The organism is Burkholderia sp. FW306-1C-G01B (assembly GCF_058781685.1).
The window spans coordinates 271373-286613 of the sequence record NZ_JBYSWZ010000001.1; the positions used below are offsets into that span (position 1 = coordinate 271373).

Sequence of the window (15241 nt, forward strand, 5' to 3'; positions counted from 1 at the left end):
CCTGACTACGCGGCGGCCCGCAACGCGCGCTGCCCGGCCGCGAGCGCGGCGCCCGCGAACAGCGTCAGCGCCGAATACACGAGCCCGCGCGCGAGCCCCGCGCTGTCCGACACCCAGCCGATCGCGACGGGCCCGGCGATCTGACCGAACGCGAAGACCGTCGTGAACGCGCTGATCCCTTTCGCCCAACCGTCGGGCGGCAGGTTGTGCCGAACGAACGCGGTCGTCGATGCGACGGCCGACAGGAACGTCGCGCCGAACAGCACGCCCGACGCGAACGCGGCGGCCGGATGCACGAACATCGCGGGCATCAGCGTCGCGATGCCGAGCAGCGCGTTGAGCACGGCCAGCGCCTGGCCGCCGCGCATCCGGTCGAGCAAGCGCGACCACAATCGCGCCGAGACGACGGTCGCGACGCCGAGCATCACGTAGAACGCCGATACCACCGTGCCGCTCATCCCCGCGCCGCGCAGCAGCGCGACGATGAACGTCATGTAGCCGATATAACCGACGCCGAACAGGCCGTAGCCGGCCAGCGCGAGCGCGAAGCGGGCGGGGCTCGCGGTGACGGCCTCCAGCGCGCTGGCGCGCGGCGCGGCGTGTACCGCATGCTCGCGCTCGATACGACGCGCGGCCGACACGGCCACCGCCGAGAACAGCACGCACGCGAACGCGAGCGCAAACCATGCGGGCTGCCAGCCGTGCGTGCCATGCGTAAGCGTGGCCGGTACGAGCAGCGACGACGCGACGATGCCCCACCCCGTGCCGCCGTAATAGAGACCGAGCAGCAGCCCTGCATCGCGCGGCGACGCCGACGCGAGCCGCGCGGCCAGCACGCCGCCGCTGATGAAGATCAGTGCGCTGCCGACGCCCGTCGCGAGTCGTTGCACGAGCAGCGCGTGCATGTTCGACGTGAACCCGCACGCGGCCATCAGCAACGCGGTCAGCGCGCAGCCGGCCGCGAGCAGCGTGCCCGCGCGCCAGCGCCGCGACAGCAACGGAAACGCGAGCGCGCCGATCAGGTAGCCGGCCGCGTTTGCCGTATTCAGCGCGCCGGCCTGCGCGAACGTCCAGCCGAGATCGGCCTTCATCGGCGGCAGCAGCAACGCATACGAAAAGCGCGCGAGGCCGAGCGCGATCGCGCTGCCGAGCGACAGGCAGATCGCGAGCCGCCACGCGGCCATGCGGTCGGGGTCGGTCGCGCCGGCATCCGGCCGCGACGGGCCGGCACGCTCCGGTTGCAGCGCTGTGGGCATCGGGTTTGCCTCCATCGTTGTTCGAGTCGTGCCGCCGGGGCAGCGGCGCGCGCGGCCGTGGCCGTCGCGCAAGATCGCCAGATGGTGCCAGAAAACCGGCGGCGCCGTCGCGTCCGGCCAGGCGCGCGGTTGCCGTGCGCGATCGTCTTTCATTAATGACGCAATTCGAAATGATCGGCGCTATTGCATTTCCGATTTAAAAAATTGCCGAAATCATTTAACCGGCCGCGATCCCGATAATTGGGAAATCAGGTCGATCCCATTATTCGACTTATCTGTCTTTTTCCCGCATCGCCTGCCGGAATTTCCGGTGTTTAGCAGACTTTTGCTAAAAATCCTGCTACGCATTGCATTCGCAAATTCGTCAGACTAATATCGACGCCACTCGCCCGGCATTCACGAAATACCGGACGGGGAACGGCAATCTTTTAGCCGTGCGCTTTCATGTTGAATCACTCATGTTCACCACAGGAGAATTGACATGCAGGAAACCCAGCAGATTGAATTGCTCGACTGGATGCAGGAAGACACGCACCCCGAGGCCGTCGACATGATGGTCGAGGACGCCGTGGTGCCGTTCGGCACCGCGCTCTGGCCGGTCTGAGCGGGCCACCCGTTCTCGCGGAAGGGCCGCGGCCCTTCCGCCGCTTCCGGAGACACGCATGCTGAACCTGCACCGCGCACTCGGCTTTCACCCCGCGCTGCGCGACAAGCTTGCGCGCGGCGAGTCGGGAAAACTGCTGGTCGGCCACGACACCCGCAACCGCGACATCGCGTTGCGCGCATTTGCCGCCCTGCCCGATTCGCTCGACGCGACCACCCTCTGCCTCGAAACCACCCCGCCCGCCGACATCGCCGCCGCGCTCGATCGCGCCGACCTGTTCGTGCTGCTGTACGACTCGTCGTGCCTGCCGACGCCGTCGCCGAGCGGGCCGCCGTTCCTCGCGGCGATCCGCCCCGCGATCGTCGAGCACTGGGGCAAGTCGGTACTGTTCAAGGATTACGGCCCGCATCTCGACGAAGCATTCGCCGAATCGCTCGACGACATCGCGGCACGCAACGGCCGGCTGATCGACGCGGCCGCGCGCGCATCGCAGATCCGCTTCATCGACGAAGCCGGCAACACGCTGACCGGCTCGCTCGCGCCGGATCAGAAATGGACGAGCGTGGACGGAATGGGCAATCTCGACGTCGTGCCCGGCGAGATCGCGACGCACGTCACCGACCTGAACGGCTCGGTCGTGTTCAGCGGCACGTTTCTCGGCACCGTGCCGTTCGCGATCAAGTACAAGGTGGTCGAGCGGCTCGCGACGCTGCATGTCGAAAGCAGCACGATCGTCGATTTCGACAGCGACGACGCGGGCTTCCGGCGCGACTTCTCGACCTATCTCGACCGGCACGCGAATCACCGGCGGATCGAGGAATTCGGCATCGGCACGAACCTCGGGATCCGCGGGCTGTACGGCCGCAATGCAGGATTCGAGGAACGCCATCCGGGCCTGCATCTCGGGCTCGGCGGCGGCGAAAACGGCAGCCACCACCTCGACCTGATCTTCGCGCGCGGCACGCTCGCGCTCGACGAGCGGATCGTGTTCGACGGCGCATTCGCCGTCTGACGAAGCGGCTGCGTGTTCAGGCTTCGGCGGCCGCCGCGTCGCCGAGCCACTTGAACATCACGAAGCAATCGACGAACCCGAGCCGCGCGTGACGGTACGCGCGCGGCAGGCGGCCGACGATCTCGAATCCCAGCTTCTGCCACAGCGCGACCGCAACCTCGTTCGTCGCGACCACCGAGTTGAACTGCATCGCGAGAAAACCGCGCTCGCGCGCGACCTGCTGCGAGTGCTCGCACATCAGGCGCGCGACGCCGCGGCCGCGCGCCGCGTCGCTCACCATGTAGCCGCAGTTGCACACGTGATTGCCGGGCCCGGCCGCGTTCGCCTTCAGGTAGTACGAACCGAGCAGCACGCCGTCCTCTTCGGCGATCCATGTGCAGAGCGGCGCGTCGAGCCATAGTGCGCGCGCTGCCTCGGGCGTCGGCGCGGGATCGAATGCATAGGTTTCCTGAGCGGCGACGATGGCGCGGTAGGTCGGCCAGAAGCGCGGAAAATCGTCCTCGGTCATCGGGCGAAGCGTGATCATGCGGGTTCTCTCGTGAAGTGATGGTCGACTGGAATGCAATCGATCGTACCGCGAATCATCGACGACCGCCGTCCCGCAGCACGCCGCTGCGATACGCGCGCGGCGGCATGCCGTACCGGCGCCTGAATGCCCGCGGGAAACCCGACAGGCCGCCGAGGCCGGGCCGCTCGGCCGCTTCGGCGCGACAGGCGCGCCGGCGCCGGCCGTCGCGCGCGGCGGATCTGTCGGCGCGCAGGTCACGCGATGCGCCTGCGTCGGTGGCTTTGCCGTTCGCGTCATTGCGTCCCGACACTCCGCGCGCGACGCGCCGTCATCACGCCATCGACACCGACCATTCGGCCGAATCGCCGCCGTACGCACCGGATGAAAGAATGATCGTCGTCCGGGAAGCAGGCTTCGCTGCCTGAAACCCCGAACCATGCGCTTCGGCCGCAACGCCGGGGCTTGGCCAGCCGTCTCGAACCGGCGATCCGCAGCGTGCATCGCCCCCGTTCAGGCCGCCTGTGCTCACCACCCGTGGCAGCCCGCGCGATCGCCTCGTTTCCAATACCCTTTTTGTAGCTTATAAGTTACAATGCTATCCAAGTTCGAACTGCTTCGCTATCAGCGCGACGACGGTCGCGAGCCTTTCACCGAATGGCTGAACGCCGTGCGCGACAAGCTCGCCCAAGCACGGATTCGCGAACGCCTGCGCCGCGTGCAGACGGGCAACTTCGGCGATTGCGAGCCTGTCGGCGAAGGCGTGATCGAACTGCGCATCCATGTCGGTGCCGGCTATCGCGTGTACTTCGGCCGGCACGGCGGTGCACTGGTGCTGCTGCTATCCGGCGGCGACAAGGGCAGTCAGCCCGACGACATCAGGCGCGCAAAGGAACACTGGTCGAACTGGAAACGGAGGCAAATATGAACAAGCTCAAAGGCGTGGTATCGCACCACGACGCGGAAGTCGCCGAACTCGGCGCCGATCGCGAACTCGCGGTGGCCTATCTGCGCGTCGCAATGGAATCGCTCGACGATCCCGACAACCGCGCGGCCGGCCTGCTCGCGCTGCGCACGGTCGCGGAAGCGTACGGCGGGCTCGGCGCCGTCGCGGCCGAAGCCGGCATCAGCCGCGAATCGCTGTATCGCACGCTGTCCCCCAACGGCAACCCGACGCTGAAAACCCTGCTCGCGGTGCTCAAGACGGTCGGCCTGCGCCTGTCCGTCGTCCCCGCGCAGCCGGCGCACGCGTAAGCGGCCGCCTGCCCGCTCACGGCCTGACCATCCACACCAGCAGCACCCCGGCCGGCGCGGCATTCATCCCCGCCGGCGGATGCTCGATCGTCGGCTCGACCGCCAGCGCCTGCGCGATCGCCGCCGCATCGTCGATCGGCGTCGTCCGCACGATCGTCATCAGCCGCGCCGGCCGGTGCAGCGTCTCGCGATACAGTGCGCCGTACCACAGCGGCCGCGTGCCGAGCGCATCCTGCAGCACGTACGGATAACGCCACAGCCGCAGCACGACACGGCTTTCCGGGTGGCCCGGATCGACGCGGACGAACACGCGGCGCGTGCTCTCGCCGTGCGTGTAGCGCGGCAGCACCGGCAGCGTGTCGGCCGGCGCCTGCGGCAACAGCCAGCGTAGCGCGGTGGCGGGCGACCACGGCGTCGCGCGCTGCCAGCCGGCCTGCGCGAGATGGCGATCGAGCGTGTCCGACGTCGCGCTCCATTGCAGCGGCAGATATTCCTCGCGATCGCCGCCGATCTCGGTGCGCCGCGTCGGCACGCGCTGCCACCCGCCGCGCATCCACTGATCGACGGTCATCGCAACCACGTCGCCGACATGCGGGCGCGCCGCGCGGTCGAGCTGCCATTGCGCGGGAACCGTCCATACGCCGGCCGTCGCGAGCACCACGACCACCGCGACGAGCGCGCCCCTCGGCTGCACATGCTCGTGCACGCGCCAGTAAGCATAAGCGCCGGCGAGCACCGCGAACCACGCCAGCCCGAGGCTCCAGCCGCCGAGCAGACCCGACAGCCATGTGTCGCCGACGTACAGCCGCGCGAAGCCGCCGAGCACGATCCACAGCACGACGGCCGTCACGACCGGGATGCGCCGCCGCGCGGGCCCGTCGCGCGCCAGCACCCAGCCGAGGCCGCTGCTCGCGAGAATCGCGAACGCGGCATCGGCATCGGGCAGCGGCACGTGCAGTGCGCCGGGCGGCAGGCTCGCGGGCGTCGCGCCGGGCACGCCCGCGCCGAACACCGGCACGAGCACGACGGCGATGCCGATCGTCGCGAGCCACCACGCGGACGTCAGCCAGCAGCGATGAATCATCAGCCAGACGAGAAACGCGGCCGCGACGATCAGCCCCGTATCGTGCCCGTGCAGCACCGCGAGCGCGCTCATCGCGGCATCGACGGGCGGCGTGCGCAGGTTCTGCAGGAACGCGTATAACGCGATGTCCGCCTGCATCAGCGGATCGTTCGCGACGACATCCTGCACGAGCCCCGCGAACAGCCACACGCAGCCGACGAACAGCAGCGCGAGCACCGGCACCGCGCCCGGCAGGCGGCGCACGCGCGCGATCGTGTCGTGCAGCCGCGCGCCGAACCGCGGCCAGCGGCGCGCACCGGCGTGCACGACTTCGACGAGCGCACGATGCAGCAGCGGCCAGCCGCGCCGCAACGCGACGCGCACGCCGATCCACACCAGCGCGACCAGCGCGGCGACGACCGCCAGGATCGCGGCGACCCGCACGCTGATCGCCGCGGCCAGGACGGCCGATGCGCCGAACAGGATGCCCGGCGCCACATGCACGGGCGCCCACACGAGTGCCGATATCACGTTGACCGGATAGAACGACCGGCGCGGCAGCGTCGCGCAGCCGACGACGACCGGGACGACCGCGCGCACCGGCGCGAGGAAGCGCGCGAGCACGATGCTCTTGATGCCGTGACGCAGCACGAACTCCTCGCCGCGGGCGTAAGCGGCCGCGTAGCCGAAGCGCGCCCACGCGTTGCGGATCACCCCGCCATAGTGCCGCCCGAGCTCGTAGCTGATCCCGTCGCCGACCACGGCGCCGACGGCCGCGACGCCGATCGTCGTCCACCCGTCGAGCGCGCCCGCGCCGATCAGCGCGCCGGCCGCGAACATCACGGCACCGGCCGGCACGACCGTGCCGACCAGCGCGATCGCCTCGGCGCAGGCGGTCAAGAACACGATCGCCAGCACGAGCAGCGGATGCGCGCCGATCGCGCCGATCCACGCGTGGATCGTGCCGCTCATCGCGCGCTCCCGAACGGTGCGGCCCGGTGTGCGAACATCGGGCCGGCAGTGGCGTGGGGAACGTTCATCGCGAGGTGCGCGCGGTCGCGCCGGCGTCGGAGGTCAATCGAACTCGTACTGCCGCGCATCGGCCTCGAGCGGCGCGTCGTGGTATCCGACCGTCGCGATCTCGTGCAGATAGCGCGCGAGAAACGCGCCGATCGACCCGGCGGCCTCGAATTGATGCACGTGACGGAATTCGTGGGTCAGCAGGCGGCGCGTGTCTTGCCCGCGCAGCACGTACACCGCATGGCCGAGCGTGAGCCCGATCGTCCCCGGCGACAGCAGCCCCGTGTCGCGTGCGATCGCGGCCAGCGAAGGCGTTTCGGGGAACGGCATGCGGTCGACGATCACGACGCGGATCCGCTCCGGCTGCGCAACGCCCACGGTGCGCGCGTCGTCGGCCTGCGCCGGCGTCAGCGGCGCGCCCTGCGCGATCCCGCGCGCCGCCTCCGCTTCGGCCCATGCGACGGCGGCAGGCAGTGCGGACGGAAGGATATCGGCAAGGTCGATCATCGCGGCGCTCCTCGGTTGGCGCAGTGGCATCGGGCACCAGTTTAGTCCCGAATCGGGGCCGTTCGCGGGGCCGTTCGCGGGGCCGTTCGCGTGACGCCGCGCAGGTCCGCCCCGGGCGCATCAGCCATCAGGGAATACCCTATTCCACAAGCGGTCCACGCCGCTCCCTTTCCGTCGATTACTTCGGTTCAGTACACATTCCGGGGTCGGATATCTCGAAAGTTTCCCGGATGTGTACCGTTTTGGGATTCGGCGGAATATATTGATCGGAAGAACAGTCGCGGCGGCAACCGGACGGCAGGGTCCGCGGCGTCATCCCGAAGAGGGTCGCTCGATGATCAGGGTAATTCTGGCTGACGATCACGCAGTCATGCGGGACGGACTGCGTCATATCCTGGAGATGGCCGGCGGTTTCGAAATCGTCGGCGAGGCGAGCGACGGCCCGGCCACGCTCGCGCTGGCCGAGCGCAGCACCGCCGACGTGTTGCTGCTCGACCTGTCGATGCCCGCGCCGACCGGCATCGAGCTGATCCGGCTGGTCAAGAGCCACGCGCCGTCGCTGCGCACGCTCGTGCTGACGATGCATGCCGAGGCGCAGTACGCGGCGCGCGCGTTCAAGGCCGGCGCAGTCGGTTACCTGACCAAGGACAGCGCGACCGCCGAGCTCGTCGAGGCCGTCGGCAAGGTCGCGGCGGGCGGCGTCTACGTGAGCCCGTCGGCGGCCGAAAGCCTCGCGCGCACGCTGCGCACGCCAGCCCAAACGCTGCCGCACGAACGGCTGTCCGCGCGCGAGCTCGACGTGATGCGCCGCATCGTCGCGGGCCAGACCGTCACGCAGATCGCATCCGAACTCGCGCTGAGTGCGAAGACGGTCAGCACGTACAAGACGCGGATCCTCGAGAAGATGGAACTGCCGCACGAAGCCGCGCTGGTCCGCTACGCGATGCGCCACGATCTCGACCCCGGCGTCGACGACGCATGACGACCACCCTCCACTTACCGCCTGCCCCCGCGGACGACGCCGATCCGGACGCGTCGCGCCTGTTCATGTCGTCGCTGCCGCCCGGCCGGCGCGAGCGGCGGCTCGCGATCGCGACCGTGCTCGTGTCGGCCGTGATCTTCGCCACGCTCGCGCCGTTTGCGGGCATGCCGCTCGCGCCGGGCCGGGCGTTCATCCCCGTGTACCAGTCGGCGATCGTCGTCAACGACATGGTGACGGCCGGCCTCCTGCTCGGCCAGTACGCGATCCTGCGCGAAAAATCGCTGCTCGCGCTCGCGGGCGGCTACCTGTTCACGGGCTTCATGGCCGGCACGCACATGCTGACCTTCCCGGGGCTGTTCGCGCCGACGGGCCTGCTCGGCGCCGGCGAACAGACCACGGCCTGGCTGTACCTGTTCTGGCACGGCGGCTTCCCGCTCGCGGTGGCCGCCTATGCGCTGCTGCGCGCGGCGGCGCGCACGCGCCCGATCCCGGCCCCGCAGCGCCGCGCGGCGATTCCGGTGGTGCTCTGCATCGCCGCGGCGGTCGCCGCGACGGCCGCGCTCGCGGTGCTCGCGACCGCCGGCCACGACCTGCTGCCGCGCATCATGCACGGCAACCGGATGGCCGCGACGATGACGAACGCGATCACGGTCGTCTGGGGGCTGAACCTGGTTGCGCTGATGCTGATGTGGCGGCAGCGGCGCCATCATTCCGTGCTCGACCTGTGGGTGATGACCGTGCTCGTTGCCTGGCTGTTCGACATCGCGCTGTCGTCGATGCTCAATCACGGGCGCTTCGATCTCGGCTTCTACGCGGGCCGCGCGTACGGCCTCGTCGCGTCCGGCGTCGTGCTGTTCGCGATGCTGTTCGAGAACGGCCGGCTGCATGCGCAGACGGTGCGCGCGCTGGCCGGCGCGCGCTACCAGCATCTGCTCGTCGCGCAGAAGAGCGCGCAGTTGAACGAGGCGAACGAACAGCTCGAACAGCGCGTCGCCGCGCGCACCGCGCAACTGAGCGTATCGAACCGCGACCTGCGGCGCGAAGTCGAGGAGCGCGTGCGCGCGGAGCGGGCGCTGCAGGCGTCACGCGAGGAACTGCGCGAGATCGCCACGATCAGCGCGACCGCGCGCGAGGCCGAGCAGCGCCGCATCGCCCGCGAACTGCACGACGAACTCGCGCAGACGCTCGCGGCGCTGACGAACGATCTCGAATGGCTGATCGACCGCGTGCCGCAGGACGACGCGACGCTGGCGCGCAAGATCGCGGCGATGCACACGATGGCACGCGGCGCGGTGGCCGCGACGCGGCGCATCGCGTCGGACCTGCGCCCGCTGATGCTCGACGATCTCGGCTTCGCGGCGGCGATGCAATGGCTCGTGGAGGATTTCCGGCACCGTCACGGGATCGCGTGCGCGCTGCATGTCGATCCGCCCGAGTTGCAGCTCGACGAGCCGTATGCGACGGCCGTGTTCCGCATCGCGCAGGAAGCGCTCGCGAACGTCGCGCGGCACGCGGCCGCGTCGCATGCGGATGTCGAGCTCGTGCACGGCGACGATGCGATCGCGCTGACGATTCGCGACGACGGCGCGGGGTTCGATCCCGGCGCGCCGCGCAAGTCGAGCTCGTTCGGGCTGGTCGGCTTGCGCGAGCGTGCGTACCTCGTCGGCGGCACGCTGCAGATCACGACGACGCTCGGCGAAGGTACGACGGTCGAGGTGGAGATTCCGCTGTCGCATCCGCAGGCGGCGGTTGCGCATGGGGGAGATGAGGCTTCGCGCGGGTAGGCGGTCGAATGCGGTGGCGCCGCGACGCTGACGCGGTCAGTGGTAATCGTCTTCTCGTTGATGGCGGACGGCGAGGATCGTGACTTGCGTCCGCGATGCATGGATCGCCATCCCAATGGCTTACCCGAGCGCTCTTGTCGCCCGTGCCGCTTTCAGCATGCGCTCGAGTTCAGCCTGGACGTTTGCAGCATCGATGTATTCGCCGGTCCGCCGCGCCTCGTCGCGTGATGCGAGACCACGCGCGACAAACTCGCGCTGCACGCGTCGGCGCGCAACGCGAGCGCGCAACGCCGATTCGATGAACGCGGAGAGCGTCTCGTTTTTCGCCAGAACGGATTCAGCGGCTTCAAGCAATTGCGGATCGATCCGGAACGCGGGCTTCGTCGCAGAATTCATTGCATTCCCCACGTGTGTCAATGGATCGCACGGTAGCACACCGGCACGCTCCAGGAGCGTGAACCGGTTGGAGCAGCCACGAATCCATGCGCGTCACACCCGCGCCGCCACCATCCCCCGCTCCGAGCGCGTCCACGCGACCAGCGCGCCGATCCCGAGCAGCGCGAGGCACACGATCGGCACGATCATCGGCCCGAACGCGGTGCCCGTCACCTTGCCCGCGAACGGCATCAGGTTCTGGCTGAAGAAACCGCCGAGGTTGCCGATCGAGTTGATCGCCGCGACGCTCGCCGCCGCCCGCGCGCCGGTGAAATAACGCGGCGGCATCGACCAGAAGCACGGATACAGCAGCGGGATGCATGCGCCGCCGAGCACGAGCGCGATGAAGCGCAGCGGCGTCGACGGCAGCACGAGGCTCAGCAGGAAGCCGAGCGCGCCGAGCGCCGCGACGATCGCGATCGTGCGCAGGATGCTCTTCGCGCGGCGCAGCTTCGCCGGCAGCCACAGCAGCAGCAGCACCGCGAGCGCCCACGGCAGCATGCTCAGGAAACCGTTCGCGCTGCTCGACACGCCGAACGATTTCACGAGCGTCGGCAGCCAGTACGTGACGCCGTACAACGACGTCGACATCAGCATGTAGGTCGCCGCGAACAGCATCACGCGCGGATCGAGCAGCGCCTTCCACGGCTGCCCGTGCTCGGCCTGCGCGGGCTTCTCGCGCTCCAGCGCGGCCGCGACGATCTGCTTCTCGCGCTCGTCGAGGAACGGCGCCTCGCGAAACGACGCGGGCAGCACGCGGAACACGACGATCGCGACGATCACGGCCGGGATGCCCGTTGCAATGAACACCCACTGCCAGCCCGCCAGCCCCCACACGCCGTTCAGGCTCAGCAGCACGCCGCCGACCAGCGAGCCGAGCATGTTCGCGAGCGCGCTGCCGAGCGTGAAGATGCCGAGCACCTTTGCGCGGTAGCTCTGCGGAAACCACAGCGTCAGGTAGTAGATCACGCCCGGATAGAAGCCGGCCTCGGCGATGCCGAGCAGGAAGCGCAGCGAGCAGAACGCGGGCATCGACGTCGTGAAGCCCATCAGCACGGTGATGAGGCCCCACGTCAGCATGATCCGCGCGAGCCATACGCGCGCGCCGTAGCGATGCAGCGCGAGCGTGCTCGGCACCTCGAACAGCAGGTAGCCGATGAAGAACAGCGACGACGCGAGCCCGAACGCGGCCTCCGTCATCCCGAGGCTGTGCACCATCTGCAGCTTCGCGAAGCCGACGTTCTGCCGGTCGATGAACGCGATCAGGAACATCACGACGAGGATGGGCAGCAGGCGCCGCGCCACCTTCGACATGGTGCGCTGTTCTTCGGCGGACGCGGGGTCCAGGGTTTCGGTAGCGTTCACTACGGGCTCCTTACGTGAATCGGTTGCGTGTCGGTTGAGTCGGCGCCGCGCGCAACGAAGGCGCGGGCGCGCAATGTTTCGATGAATATCGTTTGTGAGCGGCCGGCGGCGCTCAGCCCGACCGGTAGTCGTCGAGCATCGGCGCGAACATCTCGTGCCATGCGCGCGGCTTCGCCTTGATCGTGCCGGCCAGGTACAGGAATTCGACGTAGTCCATCAGCTGGTTCGGCCGCACCGAAAAGCGCGTGTCGGGTGCGGCGAGCATCCGCATCACGTCGTCGTGCGACACGCCGACGCCCGACGACGACGCATAAAGCGCGGCCGCCGCGCGCGGATCCTGCGCGATCAGGCGGTTCGCTTCGTCGAGCGCGCCGAGAAACGCGGCGGCCAGCGCGGGCTCCGTATCGACGAGCCGCTTCGGCGCGAACACGACGTCGAGCGTCAGCGGGCCGAGCACGTCGACCGAGTTCACGACGCGGTGGATGCCCGGCTGCCGCAACTCGAGCGTCGAGAACGGCGGCGACGTGAAGTGCGCGGTGACGCCGTTCTCGCGGCGGATCAGCGCCTGCATCGCCTGCGGATGCGGCAGGTTCACGGTGATCGAATCGAGCTGCGCGAAATGCTTCGGACCGAGCTGCCGGCTCGCGACCATCTGCAGCACGACGGCCGACAACGACGTGCGGATGCCAGGCACCGCGATCCGGTCGGACGGCGTGAAGTCGCGCAGCGACATGAGGCCCGGACGGTTCGCGTTCAGCGACAGCGACGTGGTCGACAGCCCGCTGATGCCGATCACCTCGACATTCGGAATGCCGCGCGCCCGCGCCCACAGCTCGATGAAGCCCGGCGCGCCGGCGCCCGCGAAATCGAGCGTGCCGGCCATCATCGCGTCGTTGACGGAATTGCCGCCGTCGAGCAGCACCCAGTCGACCGCGACGTCGCGCACGCCATGCCGTGCCGCGTGCCGCTCGAACAGCCGCTGCTTCTCCATCACGAGCAGCGGCAGGTACAGTACGCCATAGCCCTTCGAGATCCGCACGGTGCGCGGCTTCGCGCGCACGAGCGCCGGTGCGGCGAGCGCGCCGAGCCCGGCGGCGATCAATGCGCGGCGGCGCGGCGACGTCGTCATGCGCGTGCCGCCTTGCGACCGGCGGCAAACGGCCACGCGAGGGCCGGCGGCGCGCTGCGGCGCGCGTGCGTCGTGCCCGTGACTTGCTGCATGTTGCCGTCTCCTTGAATATTTCTGGTATTAATGCCGTCCTTGCATGCTGCTTCCGGCTCGACACAGGTTATCGACCGAGTCTGAGAAAATGCTGACATCCCGGCCCCGGGAAAACCCCTAACCCACCCACCTGCAAAACGGCACCATGCGCATTCTCGTCGTGGAGGACGATGCCGAAATCGGCGCGGCGATCCGCAGCCGCCTGGCGCGGCTCGGCCACGCGGTCGATCTCGAAACCGACGGCGCGACCGCGAACGGGCTGCTGCGCGTCGAGCGCTTCGACCTCGTCGTGCTCGACGCGAACCTGCCCGGCATGGACGGGTTCGCGGTGCTGCGCAACCTGCGCGCGTCGGGCGGCACGACGCCCGTGCTGCTCGTCACGGCGCGCTCGGCGATCGACGACCGCGTGAGCGGCCTCGGCCTCGGCGCCGACGACTATCTGGTGAAGCCGTTCGACTACCGCGAGCTCGATGCGCGCGTGCAGGCGCTCCTGCGTCGCAACAGCGGCCATGCGAACGACGTGCTGACGCTCGGCGGCCTCGTGATCGACCGCAGCAGCCGCCTCGCCGAGCTCGACGGCCAGCCGCTGTCGCTGTCGCGCCAGGAATTCGCGCTGCTCGAAATCCTCGCGAGCCGACCGCAGCGCATCTTCTCGAAGGAAGAGCTGCTGAACCAGTTGTTCAGCTTCGGCAACGAGCCGACCGCGAACGCGGTCGAGCAGTACGTGACGCGCGTGCGCAGAAAGCTGCAGGGCAGCTCGGTCGAGATCCGCACCGCGCGCGGGATGGGGTATCAGATTGCCGCGCATTGACTGGTTCCCGAAGACGCTGTTCGGACGCACGCTGCTCTTCATCGCGCTCGTCGTCGCGACCGGCGCGCTCGCGCTCGCGGCGATCGCGCGCTACTACGCGGGCGTCGCGGCCGAACGCGCGTACGACCAGCTGCTCGCCGGCGCGTCGATCCAGGTCGCGGAAAACCTCTACGTGCAAGGCGGCGTGCTCGCACTGAATCCGCCGGTGGCCGCGCTGTCGACGCTGTCGCGCTACGACCTCGTCTACTACAAGGTCGTCGATTCGCGCGGCATCGTCGTGGCCGGCTACAACGATCTCGCGAGCCCCGCGACGCTCGCCGCCGCGAAACAGGGCCCCGCGTTCGCGAACGCCGTCTACCAGGGGCACCGCATCCGCACCGCGACCATCGCGCGCTACATGCCCGAGGAAAGCACGCCGGGCTGGGCGCTCGTGACCGTTGCGCAAACCACCAACGCGCGCCAGCAGCTCACGAACGACATGAGCATCAAGGTGTGGACGCTGATCCTGCTGATGAGCGTGCTCGCGATCGGCGCGAGCGGCCTCGCGATCCGGCGCGGCCTGCGCCCGCTCGCGCAGATCGGCACCATCATCGCCGCGCGCGACCCGGCCGACCTGCGGCCGGTGGCCGTCGACACGCCGCGCGAGATCGACGCGATCATCGGGTCGATCAACGGGTTGATACACCGTCTGGCCGAACGCATCAACGCGATGCAGCGCTTCATCGCCGACGCCGCGCACCAGATGCGCACGCCGCTCGCGCGGCTCGACGCGCAGATCGAACTGCTCGACGGCGAATCCGATCCCGCGCGCCATGCGGCACGCCTCGACGCGCTGCGCGCGACCTGCTCGGACGTCGGCCGCCTCACCGGCCAGCTGCTCAATCATGCGATGGTGATCCATCGCATCGAGGCCGTGCCGCTGCAACCGGTCGAACTCGTCGCGCTCGCGAAGGACGTGCTCGGCCGCACGATTCCGCTCGCGGACGAGCGCGACGTCGCCGTCGCGTTCGCGAGCGACGCGCCGCTTGCGTGGATCGACGGCGATGCGATCAGCTTGCAGGAAGCGCTGTCGAACGTGCTGCACAACGCGCTGCTGCACGGTCATGCCGACGACATCGTCGTATCGGTCGCGACCGCGGGCAACGCAGACGGCGCGGTGACGCTGACCGTCACCGACAACGGCCGCGGGATTCCGCGCGAGCACTGGGACGCCGCATTGCAGCCATTCGTGCGGCTCGCGCCGGACGGCAGCGAACGGCGCACGGGGTCGGGCCTCGGGCTCGCGATCGTGCAGGAAGTGATGAAGGCGCACGGCGGGCGCGTCGGGTTTGCGTTTCCGGAAGCAGGCGGGTTCGCGGTGGTGATGACGTTTCCGCGGGCGGCGGGGATGGGTGCCCGGCAGGCATAGGCCGGTGAAACCC

General features: G+C 69.2%; 15 protein-coding genes. 8 read left to right on the forward strand and 7 right to left on the reverse strand.

Features of this window, described 5'->3' with window-relative positions; genetic code table 11:
* Positions 1–5: 5 nt before the first annotated feature.
* The gene (locus AC3WLY_RS01190) at positions 6–1256 is read right to left on the reverse strand and encodes a YbfB/YjiJ family MFS transporter (protein WP_492310113.1); all 1251 of its coding nucleotides are present in this window, start codon (positions 1254–1256) and stop codon (positions 6–8) included.
* Positions 1257–1737: 481 nt separating this feature from the next.
* Between AC3WLY_RS01190 and AC3WLY_RS01195 the strand changes: the two genes are divergently transcribed.
* Together AC3WLY_RS01195 and AC3WLY_RS01200 are read left to right on the forward strand one after the other, a co-directional pair.
* Complete coding sequence (locus AC3WLY_RS01195) at positions 1738–1860, forward strand: hypothetical protein (RefSeq protein ID WP_006479692.1); 123 nt, start codon at positions 1738–1740, stop codon at positions 1858–1860.
* A 58-nt stretch (positions 1861–1918) separates the two neighbouring features.
* Entirely contained in the window at positions 1919–2872 is a 954-nt protein-coding gene (locus AC3WLY_RS01200) for a M29 family metallopeptidase (protein ID WP_492310114.1), read from the forward strand.
* A 16-nt stretch (positions 2873–2888) separates the two neighbouring features.
* Here the strand turns inward: AC3WLY_RS01200 and AC3WLY_RS01205 are convergent, their stop codons facing one another.
* Positions 2889–3398, reverse strand: a complete 510-nt coding sequence (locus tag AC3WLY_RS01205) for a GNAT family N-acetyltransferase (RefSeq protein WP_175960678.1) — start codon at positions 3396–3398, stop codon at positions 2889–2891.
* Between the two features lie 574 nt (positions 3399–3972).
* Here AC3WLY_RS01205 and AC3WLY_RS01210 point away from each other — a divergent pair.
* The gene (locus AC3WLY_RS01210; RefSeq protein WP_175960680.1) at positions 3973–4305 is read left to right on the forward strand and encodes a type II toxin-antitoxin system RelE/ParE family toxin; all 333 of its coding nucleotides are present in this window, start codon (positions 3973–3975) and stop codon (positions 4303–4305) included.
* On the forward strand, positions 4302–4631 hold the full coding sequence (locus tag AC3WLY_RS01215) for a helix-turn-helix domain-containing transcriptional regulator (RefSeq protein ID WP_175960682.1): 330 nt from the start codon (positions 4302–4304) through the stop codon (positions 4629–4631). Before AC3WLY_RS01210 ends, AC3WLY_RS01215 begins: the two co-directional genes overlap by 4 nt.
* Positions 4632–4647: 16 nt before the next feature.
* On the opposite strand, the gene AC3WLY_RS01220 is transcribed toward AC3WLY_RS01215, so the two are convergent.
* Both AC3WLY_RS01220 and AC3WLY_RS01225 read right to left on the reverse strand, forming a co-directional pair.
* The gene (locus AC3WLY_RS01220) at positions 4648–6666 is read right to left on the reverse strand and encodes a VTT domain-containing protein (RefSeq protein WP_492310115.1); all 2019 of its coding nucleotides are present in this window, start codon (positions 6664–6666) and stop codon (positions 4648–4650) included.
* A gap of 102 nt (positions 6667–6768) precedes the next feature.
* Positions 6769–7221 carry a hypothetical protein gene (locus tag AC3WLY_RS01225; protein WP_492310116.1) on the reverse strand — a complete coding sequence of 151 codons (453 nt, stop codon included), beginning with the start codon at positions 7219–7221 and terminating at the stop codon, positions 6769–6771.
* Between the two features lie 334 nt (positions 7222–7555).
* Here AC3WLY_RS01225 and AC3WLY_RS01230 point away from each other — a divergent pair, with 334 nt between their 5' ends.
* Together AC3WLY_RS01230 and AC3WLY_RS01235 are read left to right on the forward strand one after the other, a co-directional pair.
* A complete protein-coding gene (locus tag AC3WLY_RS01230) occupies positions 7556–8203 on the forward strand; it encodes a response regulator (protein WP_175960688.1) in 648 nt (215 codons plus the stop codon).
* Positions 8200–9987 carry an MASE4 domain-containing protein gene (locus AC3WLY_RS01235; protein WP_492310117.1) on the forward strand — a complete coding sequence of 596 codons (1788 nt, stop codon included), beginning with the start codon at positions 8200–8202 and terminating at the stop codon, positions 9985–9987. Before AC3WLY_RS01230 ends, AC3WLY_RS01235 begins: the two co-directional genes overlap by 4 nt.
* 120 nt (positions 9988–10107) lie before the next feature.
* On the opposite strand, the gene AC3WLY_RS01240 is transcribed toward AC3WLY_RS01235, so the two are convergent.
* The 3 genes from AC3WLY_RS01240 to AC3WLY_RS01250 all read right to left on the reverse strand — a co-directional run bounded on the left by AC3WLY_RS01240 (position 10108) and on the right by AC3WLY_RS01250 (position 12916).
* The gene (locus AC3WLY_RS01240) at positions 10108–10383 is read right to left on the reverse strand and encodes a YlcI/YnfO family protein (protein WP_492310118.1); all 276 of its coding nucleotides are present in this window, start codon (positions 10381–10383) and stop codon (positions 10108–10110) included.
* Between the two features lie 93 nt (positions 10384–10476).
* Entirely contained in the window at positions 10477–11787 is a 1311-nt protein-coding gene (locus tag AC3WLY_RS01245) for an MFS transporter (protein WP_492310119.1), read from the reverse strand.
* A gap of 112 nt (positions 11788–11899) precedes the next feature.
* Entirely contained in the window at positions 11900–12916 is a 1017-nt protein-coding gene (locus AC3WLY_RS01250; RefSeq protein ID WP_492310120.1) for an ABC transporter substrate-binding protein, read from the reverse strand.
* Between the two features lie 238 nt (positions 12917–13154).
* On the opposite strand from AC3WLY_RS01250, the gene AC3WLY_RS01255 reads away from it, so the two are divergent.
* Entirely contained in the window at positions 13155–13820 is a 666-nt protein-coding gene (locus AC3WLY_RS01255) for a response regulator transcription factor (RefSeq protein WP_072442176.1), read from the forward strand.
* On the forward strand, positions 13807–15228 hold the full coding sequence (locus AC3WLY_RS01260; RefSeq protein WP_492310121.1) for a sensor histidine kinase: 1422 nt from the start codon (positions 13807–13809) through the stop codon (positions 15226–15228). Before AC3WLY_RS01255 ends, AC3WLY_RS01260 begins: the two co-directional genes overlap by 14 nt.
* Positions 15229–15241: the final 13 nt, after the last annotated feature.

What these genes read in the sequence shown, in the direction of transcription:
- AC3WLY_RS01225 (WP_492310116.1), bottom strand. Translation starts at nt 7,221, where the DNA reads ATGATCGACCTTGCCGATATCCTTCCGTCCGCACTGCCTGCCGCCGTC.
- AC3WLY_RS01255 (WP_072442176.1), top strand. Translation starts at nt 13,155, where the DNA reads ATGCGCATTCTCGTCGTGGAGGACGATGCCGAAATCGGCGCGGCGATC.
- AC3WLY_RS01190 (WP_492310113.1), bottom strand. Translation starts at nt 1,256, where the DNA reads ATGCCCACAGCGCTGCAACCGGAGCGTGCCGGCCCGTCGCGGCCGGAT.
- AC3WLY_RS01205 (WP_175960678.1), bottom strand. Translation starts at nt 3,398, where the DNA reads ATGATCACGCTTCGCCCGATGACCGAGGACGATTTTCCGCGCTTCTGG.
- AC3WLY_RS01210 (WP_175960680.1), top strand. Translation starts at nt 3,973, where the DNA reads ATGCTATCCAAGTTCGAACTGCTTCGCTATCAGCGCGACGACGGTCGC.
- AC3WLY_RS01215 (WP_175960682.1), top strand. Translation starts at nt 4,302, where the DNA reads ATGAACAAGCTCAAAGGCGTGGTATCGCACCACGACGCGGAAGTCGCC.
- AC3WLY_RS01250 (WP_492310120.1), bottom strand. Translation starts at nt 12,916, where the DNA reads ATGACGACGTCGCCGCGCCGCCGCGCATTGATCGCCGCCGGGCTCGGC.
- AC3WLY_RS01240 (WP_492310118.1), bottom strand. Translation starts at nt 10,383, where the DNA reads ATGAATTCTGCGACGAAGCCCGCGTTCCGGATCGATCCGCAATTGCTT.
- AC3WLY_RS01195 (WP_006479692.1), top strand. Translation starts at nt 1,738, where the DNA reads ATGCAGGAAACCCAGCAGATTGAATTGCTCGACTGGATGCAGGAAGAC.
- AC3WLY_RS01200 (WP_492310114.1), top strand. Translation starts at nt 1,919, where the DNA reads ATGCTGAACCTGCACCGCGCACTCGGCTTTCACCCCGCGCTGCGCGAC.
- AC3WLY_RS01230 (WP_175960688.1), top strand. Translation starts at nt 7,556, where the DNA reads ATGATCAGGGTAATTCTGGCTGACGATCACGCAGTCATGCGGGACGGA.
- AC3WLY_RS01220 (WP_492310115.1), bottom strand. Translation starts at nt 6,666, where the DNA reads ATGAGCGGCACGATCCACGCGTGGATCGGCGCGATCGGCGCGCATCCG.
- AC3WLY_RS01235 (WP_492310117.1), top strand. Translation starts at nt 8,200, where the DNA reads ATGACGACCACCCTCCACTTACCGCCTGCCCCCGCGGACGACGCCGAT.